The following is a 14,919-nucleotide window of genomic DNA, read 5'->3' on the forward strand; positions in this document are numbered from 1 at the left end:
ACCTCTGCTCGTCCGATCGGCCGCCGCCGCCGCCAGCGCCGCGGCGCTGGCGGCCACCCGGGCCGTCCGGTTGGCAGCAGCCGCCGCGGACACCGCCGTACGGGCCGCCTGCGCCGCCCGGTCCGCCGCCGCGGCGGCGCGCGAAGCCGCTGCCGCCGCCTTCCCGGCGGACGACTTGGCCTCCAGCGCCTCCTGCGCCGCGACCTGGGCCGCCGCCTTGGCGGCCGCGGTGGCCGCCGCCGCCTTGGCCGCCTCCTCCTTGGCCTTGTCGGTCAGCTCCTTGGCCTGCTTCTGCGCGTGGTCCGCCAGGTCGGCCAGCTGGGCGACGGTCAGCGTCTCCTGGTCCCGGGCGGAAGCGACCTGCCACCCGTCGTCCAGGAACGCCTGCACGTCCTCCGGCGTGCCGTCCAGTGCCTGCTGCGCGACCTGCTTGACGTTCGGACCGCCCGCGGACATCAGCCGCAGGACCTGGATCCGGTTGTCGTCCTCACGGGGCCGGAACTGGCCCTTGTCGATGAACGCCTGCCAGTCGTCGGGCGTCCCGTTCAGCGCCGTGTTCGCCGCGGCCTTCACGCCCGGACCGCCGTACGCCATGATCTGCGCGACCTGCACCCGCAGGTCCTCGTCGTACGGGGCCTCGAAACCCTCGTCGAGGAACGCCTTGAGCTGGTCGGTCCCGCCGCTCAGCGCGGTGTCGGCCGCCGCCCGCACGCCGGGACCGCCGATGGCCATGACCTGGGCGACCTGCACCCGCAGGTCCTCTTCCTCCAGTACGGGCAGGTCCTCGCCCATGAACGTCTGGATGTCCTGGTCGGAGCCCACCAGGGCGGCCTCCGCCGCCCGCTTCACGCCCGGGCCCGCGGTCCCCCACACCTCCAGGACGTCCGCTCTGCCGTACGCCGGCGCGGTGTCGGCCGCCGCGGGGCGCAGATCCAGTCCCAGGAGCAGTGCCAGGGCCACGAGCGTCACCACGACGCCACGCCAGCCCGGCACAGCCCGGAATCCGGTTGCCAATGCCTTCTCCTTCTCCCTGACCGTCCACCGCGGTGTGCGGCGGACGGGGAGCGGTTCAGGGGGCTCGTCGGCGCGACGCTTCCTGGAGGGTGCCCTCGCGGCCAGGAATCCGGTCGATCACCGGCAGTCCGTGCGGCACCGTATGTGCTCCCCCGTGTGCGAACCGCCTCGACCCGCACCCCCCTGCCCCGGCGTGCGCGAGCACGCGGAAGCAGGCACAACAAACTTGGAAATCATTACCTGCGCTTGGTCATGCGCACAGCAACTTATCAGCCAGAACCGGCCATGCCATGACTCGATACGACCGGCGACGGCGGCCTCGCGCCGCCTTACGGACGCGAGCGGACCCGGCGGACCGCCCGGCGCGACGCGTTCCAGCGGTCCGCCTTCGACTTGCAGCCCGAGCACCTCGATGCCGGGGCCGGCGTCGAGGATGTCCCGGACCCATCCCCCCAGCTCGGTCAACTCGATTCCCCGGGCGAGCTGGTGGGCGCCGTACGTGGTCCAGGCGGCCGCGTTCCGCGTGTCGGTGTCCGGCACGAAGGGCTCTCCAGCAGCAAGAAGGCGGTGGTCAGGGGCGCAGGGCGGAGGAGCGCGGGACATCGATGTCGGCGGTGCGGACGGTGGACCAGCCGGCCGTGAGCAGCTCCTCGTCGGCCGCGGTGATCCCGAGTCCCAGGAGAGCGGGATCGGCGGTCGTGCGGCGGCCGGCGGCCTCGGTGACGACCCAGAACATGCCGCCGGGCGCCAGGAGGCGGCGGACTCGGTCGACGAACGCGGCCTTGTCGTCCGTCCACCGGTGGACCAGCCGGCAGGTGATGACGCCGTAGGCCGCATCGGGCAGGTCAGCCGGGATCGCCGGTGGTGATGCCCCAGCACCGCCACGTCGGCCCCGGGGCCCCACCGGTGTCCCATGCGGCCGCCGAGGCGAGAGCGCCGGGGGAGCAGTCGATGCCGGTCGTGCGGTAGCCGAGCCCGTGATGCAGGTAGCGGGCCAGGTTGCCGTCTTCCGCTGCCGACGTCGGGAGCGGGGCGAGCACGCCCAGGACCGTCGCCCGCCGGCGTGCCCGGTGCGCGGTCTTGTGGCCGTGCGTCATCAAGCGTTCCGAGCCCGTGAACTGGAGGAACGCCTCGGCATGCCCATCGACGGGGCATCCACGACAGCACCCGCAGCCGCCTCGGACGCCTCACCCGCCAAGGCTTCCTCACCCAACCCGGACGAGGCCGCCACCAGAAGCGGACCTGACGTCCACTGAGAGCTACCGGTCGGGTCAGCACTGCCCCGGTACTGACGTAAGCGAACCGTCGGCCGGATGTCAGTCAGCTGACGGAGGCTGTAGGCACGGTGGCCGCGCCATTCTCGTGGAGACATCGAATCCGCCCGGCACCCGGGCGAGACCACGAGGAGTGGACCATGAACACCATCGCGCAGCACTGGATCAACGGACAGTGGACCGGCTCAGGCCCGGTTCTGGAATCGATCAACCCCGCCGACGGCACAGTGGTCGGCTCGTTCTACGACGGTGGCGAGGCAGAGGCTTCGGTCGCCGTGGACGCCGCCGCCGCCGCTTTCGCGACCGGCGAATGGGCGCGCAGTCCCTCGCTTCGGGCGACCGCGCTCGGTCGGCTGGCCGACGCCCTCGAGGCCCGGGTGCCCGAGGTTGCGGCCATGCTGTCCCGGGAGAACGGCAAGCTGCTGGGTGAGACCATGTGGGAGGTCAGCGGCGCGGTCGGGTGGCTGCGGTACGCGGCGGCGTCCGCCCGCACCCAGACCGCCGGGCGCGCCGCCGAGACGGCACCCGGCCAGTACACCCACTCGGTGCCGGAGCCGCTCGGTGTCGTCGGGATCATTTCTCCCTGGAACTCCCCCATCATGCTGACCGTGCGGGCACTGGGCCCGGCGCTGGCCGCCGGCTGCACCGTCGTGGTCAAACTTCCGGCTCAGACGGCGCTGACCAATGAGCTCTTCGCACAGGCCCTGGCCTCGGTTTCGGAGATTCCGGCGGGCGTGGTCAGCGTGTTCACCGAGTCCGGCAACACCGGAGCCCCGTTCCTGGTGTCCTCGGACAAGGTCGACGTGATCAACTACACCGGCAGCACGCCGGTCGGGCGTCACATCGCGGCCGCGGCCGCCCCCACGCTCAAGCGGCTCGGTCTGGAGCTGGGCGGCAAGGCGCCGATGGTGATCTTCCCCGACGCCGACCTGGACATGGTGATCCCGACGGTGGTGCAGTCGCTGGTGCTGATGAACGGGCAGTTCTGCTGCACCGGCTCCCGCGTACTCGTTCACCGGGACATCGCCGACGAGGTGCGCACTCGCCTTGTCGACGCGCTCGCGCAGGTGCGGCTCGGCTCGGGTGAAGACGAGAAGGCCCAGCTCGGCCCGGTCATCGACCGGGCGTCCGCCCAGCGGGTGGACGCGATCGTCGAGGAAGCCACCTCGTACGGCACGGTACTGCTGCGCGGCGGTGTGGTCACCGACGGCCCGCTGGCCGCTGGTGCGTTCTACCGGCCGAGCCTGATCGAGGTGGACCGCACCGACGTCCGGATCGTGCAGGAAGAAGTCTTCGGTCCGGTCCAGACGTTCGAGATCTTCGACGACGAGGACGACGCCGTGACCAAGGCGAACGCCACCATCTACGGTCTGGCCGCCTCGGTGTTCAGCTCGGACTCCATGAAGGCCCGCCGGATCGCCCGGCGCATCCGCACCGGCACCGTATGGATCAACACCTGGGGAGCCATCAGCGAGGACTTCGAGGAGGGCGGCGTCAAGGGAAGCGGTTACGGCTACCTGTGCGGCCCGCGCGCGATCGAGGAGTTCCAGGCCCTCAAGGTGTACGTGGAGCAGGACCACACCCAGTCCGCTCACTGACCAGATGATGACCTGGCCCGGCGCCCACCTGGGCGCCGGGCCGTCCCCTGCACGGGAAGCTTGCACCAGGCGTCGATTCTGATCGCCGGAGCGACGAACGGTCTTGGTCTCGCGCTGGCCGAGGAGCTTGCAGATGCCGGGCACGACTCGCTTCTGCGCGGTCGTGACCCGCAGCGCTCGGCGCCGATCGCGCAGCGTCCCGGGGCCGAGCAACACATCGCCGGCCTGTCCGCTCTGGCCGAGACCCAGCGACTCGCGGCCGAAGCGGCGGCACGGCACTGCTGCTCACCCGGCAACTGCTGCCGCTGGTGCGCGCGGGCAGCCCATCACGCAGCGTCAACATCGCCCCGGCCGCGCAGGAACCGATGGAATCAAAACGATACGCGGCATTTCGATGTGGAGTGGTCCATGAACGAGAGAGTTGTTTCCCATGCCTACGGTGCCGACGATCCTGGACGGCCCAGCCCACCGGCAGTGACAGACATCCGGCACACGCTCCGGGAGCAGAGCCGGAACGCGTTCGCGAACGCCGAACCCCGGCTCGTCCCCACCGTTCCGGCCGCCGTACGGCGTTGGAAGCTGTGGCTCCTCACCGTGTGCGGTATCTACCCCACCATCGTCCTGCTGGGCCTGGCCACGAACCCTGTTCTGGAGCATCTGTACCTGCCGGTGCGACTCGCTGTACTCGTCCCTGCGGCGGCAGCAGCGATGGTCTGGCAGATCAATCCCCGACTGCAGCGGCATTTCGGAGCTTGGCTCACCAGATGACAAGCAGCCCGGCTCCGCCGCCGGTGTGCTCCGCGGCGCCCGCACACCACAGACCACTGCGCAGGCTCACGGCGCGAGGCCGCGACGAGACCCACCGCGGCGTCTCCTCACTGGAGCTCTTCTTCGACCTGTGCTTCATCGTGGCCATAGCCCAGGCAGGCGCCCAGTTGGTGCACGCCGTAGTCGAGGGACACACGGGCGAGGGGATCCTCAACTACTTGATGATCTTCTTCGCCATCTGGTGGGCGTGGATGAACTTCACGTGGTTCGCCTCGGCTTACGACAACGACGACGTGCTGTACCGGATCGTCACGCTGATCCAGACAGCCGGCGTGCTCGTCCTGACGGCAGGCGTCTCCCAGGCGTTCGAGGAACACGCGTACCTGGCCGTCGTCCTGGGCTATGTGACCATGCGGCTCGCCATGACGGCGCAGTGGCTGCGCGTGGCGCGGTCGAGCCAGGGCCCCGAGCGGACGATGGCGCTGCGGTACGCCATCGGGCTGTGCCAGACCGGCTGGCTGGGGCTACTGGCCCTGCCGGAGGCCGGCCGCCCGTGGGTCTTCCTGGTGATGGCGCTGCTGGAGATGGCTGTACCGCTGTATGCGGAGCGGGCCCACCCCACGCCGTGGCACCCCCACCACATCGCCGAACGGTACGGGCTGCTCACGCTCATCGTGCTCGGCGAGACCATCGCGGCGGCCACCGTCGCCGTGAAGTCGGGGATCGGCGAGCACGAGGCCCTGGGTGAGTTGCTCCCCATCGCCGCCGGCGGACTGCTGATCATCTTCGCCGCCTGGTGGGTGTACTTCGCGGTCCCCATCCACGGGCACCTCCGGTCCAACCGGCAGTCCTTCCTCTGGGGCTATGGCCATTACCTGATCTTCGTCTCGGGTGCCGCGATCGGGGCCGGCCTGGAGGTGGCGGTGGAGCAGGCGGTGGGCAAGACGCACCTTTCGGCGCTGTCGGCGTCGGCGGCGGTGACGCTGCCGACAGCGCTGTTCCTGCTCACGGTGTGGGCGCTGCACTCGCGCTTCTACAAGGTGGGGATCGCCCAGCAGTCGGTGCTGCCGGCCACGGCGCTGCTGGTGGTCGTCTGCACGTTCCTGGGGCACCGGGCGGTGCTCGCGGCGGGGCTGGTGGCGGCGCTGGCGGTGGCAGCCGGGGTGACGCTGACGGCGCTCGGGGCGAGCCCGGAGCGCGGGAGGGGCGAGGAAGGCGTCGCGGTGCCAGTTCTGTGAGGGAACCCTCGCCGCCGCGGGAACCTGGCCGGCACGGCGTACGACGGCGCCCGTGCCGTGCGCCCGGTGCACCTGCTCGACGACGGCGACACGTTGTCCACGCCGACGACGGGGACGCACCCGCTCGGCACCGCGAACCCGCTGGCCCCGGACAACGTCCTCACGGCGGGGCGCGGACGCGGTGACCCACGCGACCGTACGCGCTGTGGGCACCGCCGAGTGGGTGGCGCGCTCATCGACGGAGCCGAGACCACCACGGTCGTCAACGCTGCTCAGCCCGCCAACGTCGACGCCACCCGCATCACCGTCATCAGCCAACTCGAAGGGCTTCCCGGGAAGGCTGACACCGAGGACCTGTGCTCCACCAAGGACCACCTCTGGCTCCACAACAGGGCCACGTCACCATCAACGAGCCAGCCCTGATCGCTGCCGACAAGCCCTTCCCGATCCCCAAGCGCATCGGGATCCCCCGGGAGAAGCGGAACAACCCCCGGGACTTGGACCACGTCGGCCCGAGCTGCGGGTGTCGGCGAAGCAGATGGCTTCAGGCTCCGTTCGCCGGTGGGTGCAATACTTTCCGGTCAGGTGCGTGGCTAGTGTTTCGACTGCTTCGCGAGGCAGGACGAGGGACGCGGCGGATGTGGGCGAAGTCAGGGACAGGCATGGGCGTCGGCCCGACCGGGCTGGTCGGCCGGGAGGGCGAGCTCGCCGAACTCGCGGCGTTCCTGGACATGGCCGGGAGGGACGGAGCTGTCCTGCTGCTCACCGGTGATCCGGGCGTGGGGAAGACGGCACTCCTGGACGCGACCGCCGAGCTGGCGGTGGCGAGGGGAGTGCGGGTCGTCCGCGGGAGCGGTGTCGAGTACGAGACGGACATCAGTTTCGCGGGGCTCCACCAGCTCGTCGGCTCGCTGTCGGACGAACTCGGTCGTCTGCCGCGTTCCATGCGGGAGGCCCTCGAGGTCGCCCTAGGTCTCGGCGCCGGTCCCGCGCCGAGCCGGATCGCCGTCCTGAACGCGGCACTGTCCCTGTTCGACGAGGCCGCGAAGGAGCGGCCGTTGCTCCTCGTGGTCGATGACCTTCATGTCGTCGACCAGGCGAGCCGAGCTGCGGTGGGTTTCGTCGCCAGAAGACTGGGGGGCCGCCGCATCGGGCTGCTCGCAGCGCAGCGGGCGGAGTCCGGCGAATCCTTCCGGTCCACCGGTCTGTCGGAGCTCGAGGTCGCCCCGCTGGGTGACGCGGACGCCCTGCGGCTGCTGTCCCGACGCTTTGCTCACCTTCCCCGCCGGGTTCTTTCGACCGTGGCCCACGAGGCGCAGGGAAATCCCCTGGCGCTGCTCGAGTTCGCCGGGTCCACCGGGGTGTCCGGCGACCAACACGGCCAAGGGGCGGGGTGGGCGAGCGGCCCGGGGCGGGATGTCCGCGCTCTGTACGGCGCCCGCGTCGCAGGACTGCCGCGGGGAACGCGTGAGGTACTGCTGCTCGCGGCTCTTGAGGGCTCCGGCGACATCGGCGTCCTCGAGGCGGCCGGCGGGCCGGGCAGTCTTGGGGAACTCGCTCCCGCGGAGCGTGACCACCTGGTCATGGTCACGGAGAACGGCCGCGCGGTGCGCTTCAGGCATCCGCTGGTCAGGTCCGCGGTAGTCGACGGTTCCACCGGTGAACAGCGGCGCGGCGCCCACCGCCGGCTGGCTGACGCGCTGGCCGACCAGCCCGAGCGGCGCGGTGATCACCTCGCGAGAGCCACTACGGCGCCCGACGAGGCGGTCGCCGCCGTGGTGGAGTCGGCGGCCCGGAGCAGCCTGCGGCGCGGTGACGCTGACGGCGCGATCGCGAGATTGCGGCGCGCGGCCGAGCTGAGCACCGACCGAGCGGACCGCAGGCGCCGCCTGTCGCAGGCCGCCTATGCCGCCGCCTGGGTCACAGGCCGTCTGGAGGTCAGCCACGAGATCATGCGTGAGGTCGAGGGCAATCCGGAGACCCGGTCGCTCTCGGCGGCCGCGACGGCCGGCTTCCTGGTGCTCGTCACGGAAGGCGACGCCGATACGGCCCATGCACTCCTGATGGAGGCGGTCGAGCAGGCCCCGGTGACGCCCGGACCACCGCATGAGGAGCTGGAGACCGCGCTGTTCACCCTCACCCTCGCCAGCCAGTACTCGGGCCGGCCCGAGCACTGGCAACCTCTGGTCAAGGTGCTCGCCCGGGTCCCCGAGGCGGCGCCCGCCGCCGCGGCGTCGCTGGGGCGCGTCCACCACGACCTCGGCTCCGTCACCGACGGCATGCTGCGCCGCCTGGACGAGGCGATCGCGCGGCTGAGGGACCAGAGTGACGCCGACGTGGTCATCCGCACCGCCCTGACCGCCTCGTACCTCGACCGGCTTCCGGGCTGTCGCGAGGCCGTGTCCCGGGTCATACGCGACGGCGGCGCGGTGGGATCGAGCATGCCGGCCCTGATGTTCGTCGCCCTGGACGACCTGTACGCCAGCCGGTGGCAGGCGTCGGCCGGCGCCGCGGACGAGCTCATCACACTGTCCGAGGAGACGGGGTACCACCTGTTCGCCCAGGTGGGGCACTACGTCGCTGCAATGGCCGCGGCCCAGCGCGGCGCCCTCGACACGTGCCGGGAGCACTGCGAGGACATCTGGGGGTGGGCGGGTCCCAGGGGCCTGCGGCGGCTGGAGAACTGCGCCCACCAGGCGGCGGCCCGGGCGGCCCTCGGTGCCGCCGACTTCGAGACGGCGTTCCGGCACGCCACGGCGATCTGCGCCCCGGGCGTGCTGCCGGCGTTCAACCCCGAGGCCGTGTGGTCCGCGCCGGACCTCGTCGAGGCCGCCGTGCGCTCCGGGCGGCACGCGGAGGCGCGACGGCACGCGGACGCGCTGCGCGACGCCGGTGTCGGTCACCTCTCGTCGCGGTTCGCGCTGAGCGCGGCCACGGTCACGGCGATGACATCGGCTGCCGAGGACATGGTCCGGTGCTTCGAGGAGGCGCTCGGGCTGCCGGGCGTCGAGCAGTGGCCCTTCGAGGTCGGCCGTGCTCGTCTGGCGTACGGCGAAAGGCTGCGCCGTCAGGGGCTCAACCGCGAGGCACGGGTGCAGCTCGCCGCCGCCCGCGGCCGCTTCGAGGAGCTCGGGGCCCGTTCGTGGGAGGCCCGGGCCGCGGCGGAGCTCCGCGCCACCGGGATGACGCGGACCGGCCGGGGCAAGGCTGGCGAGGCCCTCACCCCGCAGGAGCTGGAGGTCGCCAGGCTGGCGGCGACGGGGCTGTCGAACCCGCAGATCGCGTCGCGTCTGTTCCTTTCGCCGCGGACCGTGTCGTCGCATCTCTACCGTGTGTTCCCGAAGCTGGGGATCACGTCGCGGGCCGGGCTCCGCGACGCTCTGGAGGCGCTGCCTCCCGAGCCTCCGGCCACCCGGCTGTGAGAGCTACCGGTCGGGTCAGCACTGCCCCGGTACTGACGTAAGCGAGCCGTCGGCCGGATGTCAGTCAGCTGACGGAGGCTGTCGGCACGGTGGCCGAGCCATTCTCGTGGAGACATCGAATCCGCCCGGTACCCGGGCGAGACCACGAGGAGCGGACCATGCCGTTCGTCACCACCGGCGACGGAGTCGAGATCTTCTACAAGGACTGGGGCTCGGGCCGACCGGTCATGTTCCACCACGGCTGGCCGCTGAGTTCGGACGACTGGGACGCCCAGTTGCTGTTCCTCGTCCAGCGGGGCTACCGCGTCGTCGCCCACGACCGCCGCGGGCACGGGCGCTCCGCCCAGGTCGGCCACGGGCACGACATGGACCACTACGCGGCGGACGCCGCCGCCGTGGTGGCGCACCTCGGCCTGCGCGACGTCGTCCACGTCGGCCACAGCGCCGGTGGCGGAGAGGTCGCCCGGTACGTCGCCAGGCACGGTGCCGGCCGGGTTGCCAAGGCCGTCCTCGTCGCAGCGGTCCCGCCGCTCTTGGTCCAAACGACATCCAACCCCGCAGGGCTGCCGGCGGAGGTCTTCGACGGCTTCCGTGAGGGCGTGGCCACCGACCGCTCCCAGTTCTACCTCGACATCGCCTCCGGGCCGTTCTACGGGTTCAACCGTCCGGGCGCGGACGTCTCCCAGGGCATCATCCAGAACTGGTGGCGCCAGGGGATGGCCGGCAGCGCGCAGGCGCACCACGAGGGGATCAGAGCGTTCTCGGAGACGGACTTCACCGACGACCTCCGGGCGATCGACGTGCCCACGCTCCTCCTGCACGGTGACGACGACCAGATCGTCCCGATCGCCAACTCCGCCCGTTCGGCGGTCACGTTGGTCGAGGACGCGGACCTGAAAGTCTACCCGGGCCTGTCGCACGGCATGTGCACGGTCAACGCCGACACCGTCAACGCGGACCTCCTCGACTTCATCAAGAGCTGACCCGGCTCGGTACCGACACACAGCCCGTCAGCACGGAACACAACACGGAACAGAGAAGGAATCACCATGACCGCAACACCCACCGGCTACGTGACCGTCGTCTGGGACGCGAAGGCGAAGGCAGGCAGGGAGGACGACCTCAAGGCGTTCATCACCGCCGCTGTCACCCCCTCGCGCAACGACCCCGGCAACATCGACTACGAATGCCACGAAGTCGAGGGCCGACCCGGCGAGTTCGTCATCTACGAACGCTGGGAGACACGCGCCCACCTCGACGCACACCTCGCCGCGCCCCGGATGCGGGAACTCGTCCCGCAGATGCTCGAACTGATCGACGGATCCATCGAGGACGGCATCCGCCTGCTGCGTCCGTTCCGCCCCGCCCACTAGAGCAGGACGCCCGCCGACGTCGGCGCCGACGCCGACGGAGCACACCGCCGCGGAACCAATCCCTTGGGTGCTCCCGGTGACCGCTTGCCGGGAGCACCCGCTCAGACGACACGCACAGGAGAGACACGACGTGACCACCACATTGATCACCGGCGGCAACAGGGGCCTCGGGCACGAGATCGCGCGCCGACTCGTCCAGGCGGGCCAGACGGTCTGGATCGGAGCCCGGGACGCCGGGAACGGACGCAAGGCCGCCGACCGGCTCGGCGCCGGCTTCGTCCAGCTGGACGTGACCGACGACGCGTCGGTCGGTGCGGCGGTCGAGACGCTGCGCGCACGGGCGGGCCACCTGGACATTCTCGTCAACAACGCCGGAATCCTCGGCGAAGTGACCGCACCCGAGGACATGACGGCCGACCAGATCCGCCACGTCTACGAAACCAACGTCTTCGGTCTGGTGCGCGTCACGCACGCGTTCCTGCCCCTGCTGCGGAAGGCGGCCGCCCCGTCCGTCGTCAACGTCACCAGCGGTCTGGGGTCGTTCACGCTGACCCATGACCCGGAGCGGGTCGAGTCGCAGTATCCGCTCGCCGCCTACGGCTCGTCGAAGAGCGCGGTCACCATGCTGACCATGCAGTACGCCAGGACGATCCCCGACGTCCGCTTCAACGCCGTGGACCCCGGCCAGACCGCGACCGAGTTCACCGGCCACATCGGGCAGAGCGTCGAAGGGGGCGCGGAGGCGGCGGTGCGTATCGCCACCCTGGGACCCGACACGCCCACCGGCACGGTGACCGACCGCGCCGGCGCACTCCCCTGGTGACGGCAGCGGGCCCGACCCCGCGACAGCCCTGGCAACCACACCCACCCGGCGCACCGGTCAGGGCCGACGGGCGCTGACCGAGGGAATCAGGACTCAGTCACTGAGCCCCTGAGTGGACGTTGAGTCCGCTTCTGGTAGCGGCCTCGTCCGGGTTGAGTGAGGAAGCCTTGGCGAGTGGCATCGCGCACACCATTCCCGAGAAGGCCGACCAGCGGCGGCACCGGCTGCAGCGCGGGAGTCGCGGCGGCCGACCGCCAAAATTCGAACGCTGCTTCAACCGGCTCAAGGGCTTCCGCGGCGTCGCGACCAGGTACGACAAGACCGCCACCTCCTACGAAGCAGCGGTCAGCCTGGCGTCGTTCCTGCTCTGGGCAAGATCCGTTCGAAGACGGACCCTAGGTGGTGTTCATCAGACCTCCGGCGCTGTCGGGGTTGAACCCCATCGAGGTCAGCACCTTCGTACGCTGGCCCACCGGCATCAGGTCCAGTACCGGGCGGCGGCGGTCTCGCGGGAGATCACTGATGGCGCCGTCCGCACGCATCCGGGGCCAGCACGTCGGCGATCTCCTCGTCCGTCCGGGCATCCAGCAGCCGGGACGCCCGGTCCTCCTCCAGATCCTCGAAGACATCCGCCTCAAGCTCCGGGTCCTGCCGGACATCGCCGAGGATCTGGCGCTCCTCGGCCCCACCGCGCCTGGCAGGCCGTCGTGGCGCTTGGGCCGGGGCGGCCGCAGTATGGGATTCGGATCAGCGGCCGTAGACGGGCCGGCCCGGGCTCGTGCACGACCGGATCGGGAAGGTGATCGGCGGTGGCTCGCGGGCGTCTGCGTGTGTATCTGGGGGCCGCACCGGGGGTGGGAAAGTCCTACGCCATGCTCGCCGAAGGCCAACGCCGCCGGGGGCGCGGGACGGATGTGGTCATCGGGTTGGTGGAGCCGCATGGGCGGCGCCTGACGGCGCAGATGGCGGAGGGTCTGGAACTGGTGCCGCGTCGGACCATGGTCCACCGGGGGCATGAGTTCACGGAGATGGACCTGGAGGCCGTGCTCGCGCGCCGGCCGCAGGTCGCGCTCGTCGACGAACTGGCCCATACGAACGTACCCGGGTGCCGCAATGAGAAGCGCTGGCAGGACGTGGAGGAACTGCTGGATGCCGGGATCGACGTGGTGAGCACGCTCAACATCCAGCACCTGCTGTCGCTGGCGGACGTGGTGGAGGAGATCACCGGGGTCAGGCAGGAGGAGACGATCCCGGACGAGGTGGTGCGGCGCGCCGAGCAGGTGGAGCTGGTCGACATGACCCCCGAGGCGCTCCGGCGCCGTATGGTCCGCGGCAACGTCTATCCGCCGGATCGTGTCGAGGTGGCCCTCACCCATTACTTCCGGCCCGGCAACCTCACCGCGCTGAGGGAGCTGGCGTTGCTGTGGGTGGCGGACCGGGTCGAGGAGGGGTTGCAGCGTTACCGCGCGGAGCACGGCATTGTCGCGCCCTGGGAGACGAAGGAGCGGATCGTCGTCGCGCTGTCGGGCAAGCGGGACGAGGAGGCGCTGATCCGGCGTGCGGTGCGGATCGCGGGCCGGATTCCGGGCAGTGACCTGCTGGCGGTGCACGTGGCGGGCGACGACGGCCGGGTGGCGGCCGATCCGGTGGTGCTGGCCGGGCACCGGGCCTTGGTGGAGTCGCTGGGCGGCAGCTATCACCAGGTGGTGGACTTGGATGTCGCCGAGGCGTTGTTGGAGTTCGCGCGTGCGGAGAACGCCACGCAGATCGTGCTGGGCGGGTCGTACCGCCTGCTGCATGAACTGCTGGGGGACCGTGTGGTGGCCCGGGTGACCCGGCGGGCGGGTGGCCTCGACGTGCATGTCCTGACGCACGAGCGCAGGGAACGTGCCAGGGTGCCTGCCCTGTCTGCGCTGACGGGTGGTCTGGGCCGGGGCCGGTCCGGGTGGGGGCTGGTCCTGGCAGCGGTACTGCTGCCGGTCCTGACCGTAGTGCTGTCCACCGTACGGGGGTTCGGGCTGGCTGCTGAGCTGCTGCTTTATCTGATGGCTGTGGTGGGTGTGGCAGTAGTGGGCGGGCTGTACCCCGCGCTGGTCGCCGCGGTGGGGGCCGGTGTGCTGGCCGACTATTTCTTCGTACAGCCGGTCCACTCGCTCGCTGTGGCAGGCGTGGGTGACGCGGCTGTCCTGGTGGTGTTCGTCGTCGTGGCCGCCGCGGTCAGTGTTGTCGTAGAACGGTCGGCCCGGCGGGCTCGTCGGCACGCGCGGGCTTCGGCTGAGGCGGGGGTCCTCGCGGATCTGGCGACGTCGGTACTGCGCGACCGGGACGACCTGCCGGCCCTGCTGGAACGCGTCCGCACGACCTTCGGCCTTGAGGCGCTCAGCCTGCTCCAGCGAGACGGCTCGGACAGCCGCCGGTGGTTCGTCACCGCCAGTTCGGGGCCTCGTCCGCCAGAGCGACCAGAGCAGGCGGACACGGAGGTGTCGGTGACGGACGAACTGGTGCTGGCTGCGCGTGGCCGGCCGCTCGACGCGGGCGACCGGCGTGTTCTGCACGGCTGCGCGGCTCAGGCGGCGGCGTCATGGGAGAGCCGACGCAGTCGCCGGCAGGCCGAGGCCCTGAGCGAGCGTGCCGTCTCCGACCGGCGTCGCGCCGAGGCACTGCGAGCTGCCGCGAGCGACCTGGAGGCGGAGGTCGCGGCGGCGCAAGGAGCGCTGGAGCAGCTGCGGGAGCGCCGGACGCCCGCGAGCGCCGCCCAGTGGGCCGCCCTGTGCGACCGGTCCCAGCAAGCCGTTCGCCGGATCGGGGCACTCGTCGGCGACGTGCTGGACCTGAGCCGGGTGCACGCCGGAGCACTGGACGTGCATCTGCGGCCGGTCGACATGGATGAGGTCATGGCCGTCGCGCTCGGCGATCTTGGGCCGGGGGGCCACTCTCTGACGCTGGAGATGACCGAGGATCTCCCGGACGTGATCGCGGACGCCACGGTGGTCACCCGGGTGGTGACCGATCTGGCGGCACATGCGTTGCGCCGCAGCCCCGACGGCGAGCCGCCCGCGGTGGCCGTGGGTACGGCCGACGGCCGTGTCGAGATCCGGCTGGCCGATCACGGTCCCCTCGATGTCGAAGCCAGGGACGCCGTCGGTGTCCCGGTCCCGGTCACCGGTCTGGTGCCGCGCCTGTGCGCGGACCTCACGCAGCTGATCGGTGGCGAACTGCGGTGGGAAGCCACGGCCGGTGGTGGTCTGACCGCCGTGCTGAGCCTGCCTGCGGCGGCCGAGAGCGGAGGAGTGGCGCGTCGAGCGGCGGATTGAGTTCCCGTACGTCTGCACCCTCGCCGGCACCGCCGCCGCCCGTCGGCCCGGCAGACGGCGGTACGAACATCACCGTGCACGTCCCGCCGCACAGC

At 71.2% G+C, this 14,919-nt stretch carries 13 protein-coding genes and 3 pseudogenes; 11 read left to right on the top strand and 5 right to left on the bottom strand.

Features of this window, described 5'->3' with window-relative positions; translation table 11 throughout:
• From AB0N63_RS29355 to AB0N63_RS29370, 4 genes and pseudogenes are all read right to left on the bottom strand, one after another.
• A partial coding sequence (locus AB0N63_RS29355; protein WP_365533490.1) for an ALF repeat-containing protein occupies positions 1–1,014 on the bottom strand: 1,014 nt, incomplete at its 3' end.
• 571 nt (positions 1,015–1,585) lie between these two features.
• Complete coding sequence (locus AB0N63_RS29360; protein WP_365533700.1) at positions 1,586–1,750, bottom strand: hypothetical protein; 165 nt, start codon at positions 1,748–1,750, stop codon at positions 1,586–1,588.
• Positions 1,751–1,798: 48 nt separating this feature from the next.
• Positions 1,799–1,918, bottom strand: a pseudogene (locus AB0N63_RS29365) (hypothetical protein); the annotation flags it as partial.
• The gene (locus AB0N63_RS29370) at positions 1,860–2,111 is read right to left on the bottom strand and encodes a hypothetical protein (RefSeq protein WP_365533493.1); all 252 of its coding nucleotides are present in this window, start codon (positions 2,109–2,111) and stop codon (positions 1,860–1,862) included. The pseudogene AB0N63_RS29365 and the gene AB0N63_RS29370, both read right to left, overlap by 59 nt.
• Positions 2,112–2,428: 317 nt before the next feature.
• On the opposite strand from AB0N63_RS29370, the gene AB0N63_RS29375 reads away from it, so the two are divergent.
• The 10 genes and pseudogenes from AB0N63_RS29375 to AB0N63_RS29420 form a co-directional block, all read left to right on the top strand.
• A complete protein-coding gene (locus tag AB0N63_RS29375) occupies positions 2,429–3,886 on the top strand; it encodes an aldehyde dehydrogenase family protein (protein WP_365533496.1) in 1,458 nt (485 codons plus the stop codon).
• 60 nt (positions 3,887–3,946) lie between these two features.
• Positions 3,947–4,654 carry a hypothetical protein gene (locus tag AB0N63_RS29380; RefSeq protein ID WP_365533498.1) on the top strand — a complete coding sequence of 236 codons (708 nt, stop codon included), beginning with the start codon at positions 3,947–3,949 and terminating at the stop codon, positions 4,652–4,654.
• Positions 4,651–5,892, top strand: coding sequence for a low temperature requirement protein A (locus tag AB0N63_RS29385; RefSeq protein ID WP_365533500.1), 1,242 nt, complete (start codon positions 4,651–4,653; stop codon positions 5,890–5,892). Before AB0N63_RS29380 ends, AB0N63_RS29385 begins: the two co-directional genes overlap by 4 nt.
• A gap of 24 nt (positions 5,893–5,916) precedes the next feature.
• Positions 5,917–6,112: pseudogene (locus AB0N63_RS29390) on the top strand (hypothetical protein); the annotation flags it as partial.
• Positions 6,112–6,315 carry a hypothetical protein gene (locus tag AB0N63_RS29395; RefSeq protein ID WP_365533502.1) on the top strand — a complete coding sequence of 68 codons (204 nt, stop codon included), beginning with the start codon at positions 6,112–6,114 and terminating at the stop codon, positions 6,313–6,315. The pseudogene AB0N63_RS29390 and the gene AB0N63_RS29395, both read left to right, overlap by 1 nt.
• 239 nt (positions 6,316–6,554) lie before the next feature.
• Positions 6,555–9,314: an AAA family ATPase gene (locus AB0N63_RS29400; protein ID WP_365533504.1), complete on the top strand. Its 2,760-nt coding sequence runs from the start codon at positions 6,555–6,557 to the stop codon at positions 9,312–9,314.
• Positions 9,315–9,472: 158 nt separating this feature from the next.
• Positions 9,473–10,297, top strand: coding sequence for an alpha/beta hydrolase (locus tag AB0N63_RS29405; RefSeq protein WP_365533506.1), 825 nt, complete (start codon positions 9,473–9,475; stop codon positions 10,295–10,297).
• A 66-nt stretch (positions 10,298–10,363) separates the two neighbouring features.
• Positions 10,364–10,687 carry a putative quinol monooxygenase gene (locus AB0N63_RS29410; protein WP_365533508.1) on the top strand — a complete coding sequence of 108 codons (324 nt, stop codon included), beginning with the start codon at positions 10,364–10,366 and terminating at the stop codon, positions 10,685–10,687.
• A 130-nt stretch (positions 10,688–10,817) separates the two neighbouring features.
• Positions 10,818–11,510 (top strand): SDR family NAD(P)-dependent oxidoreductase, encoded by a 693-nt coding sequence (locus AB0N63_RS29415; protein ID WP_365533510.1) that lies wholly within the window; start codon positions 10,818–10,820, stop codon positions 11,508–11,510.
• Positions 11,511–11,704: 194 nt separating this feature from the next.
• Positions 11,705–11,881, top strand: a pseudogene (locus AB0N63_RS29420) (IS5/IS1182 family transposase); the annotation flags it as partial.
• 24 nt (positions 11,882–11,905) lie between these two features.
• Here the strand turns inward: AB0N63_RS29420 and AB0N63_RS29425 are convergent.
• On the bottom strand, positions 11,906–12,052 hold the full coding sequence (locus AB0N63_RS29425) for a hypothetical protein (RefSeq protein ID WP_365533703.1): 147 nt from the start codon (positions 12,050–12,052) through the stop codon (positions 11,906–11,908).
• 267 nt (positions 12,053–12,319) lie between these two features.
• Here AB0N63_RS29425 and AB0N63_RS29430 point away from each other — a divergent pair, with 267 nt between their 5' ends.
• Complete coding sequence (locus tag AB0N63_RS29430) at positions 12,320–14,824, top strand: DUF4118 domain-containing protein (RefSeq protein ID WP_365533512.1); 2,505 nt, start codon at positions 12,320–12,322, stop codon at positions 14,822–14,824.
• Positions 14,825–14,919 lie beyond the last annotated feature (95 nt).

Origin of the sequence: Streptomyces sp. NPDC093260, from assembly GCF_040683715.1 — a bacterium.
Taxonomy (GTDB): domain Bacteria; phylum Actinomycetota; class Actinomycetes; order Streptomycetales; family Streptomycetaceae; genus Streptomyces; species Streptomyces sennicomposti.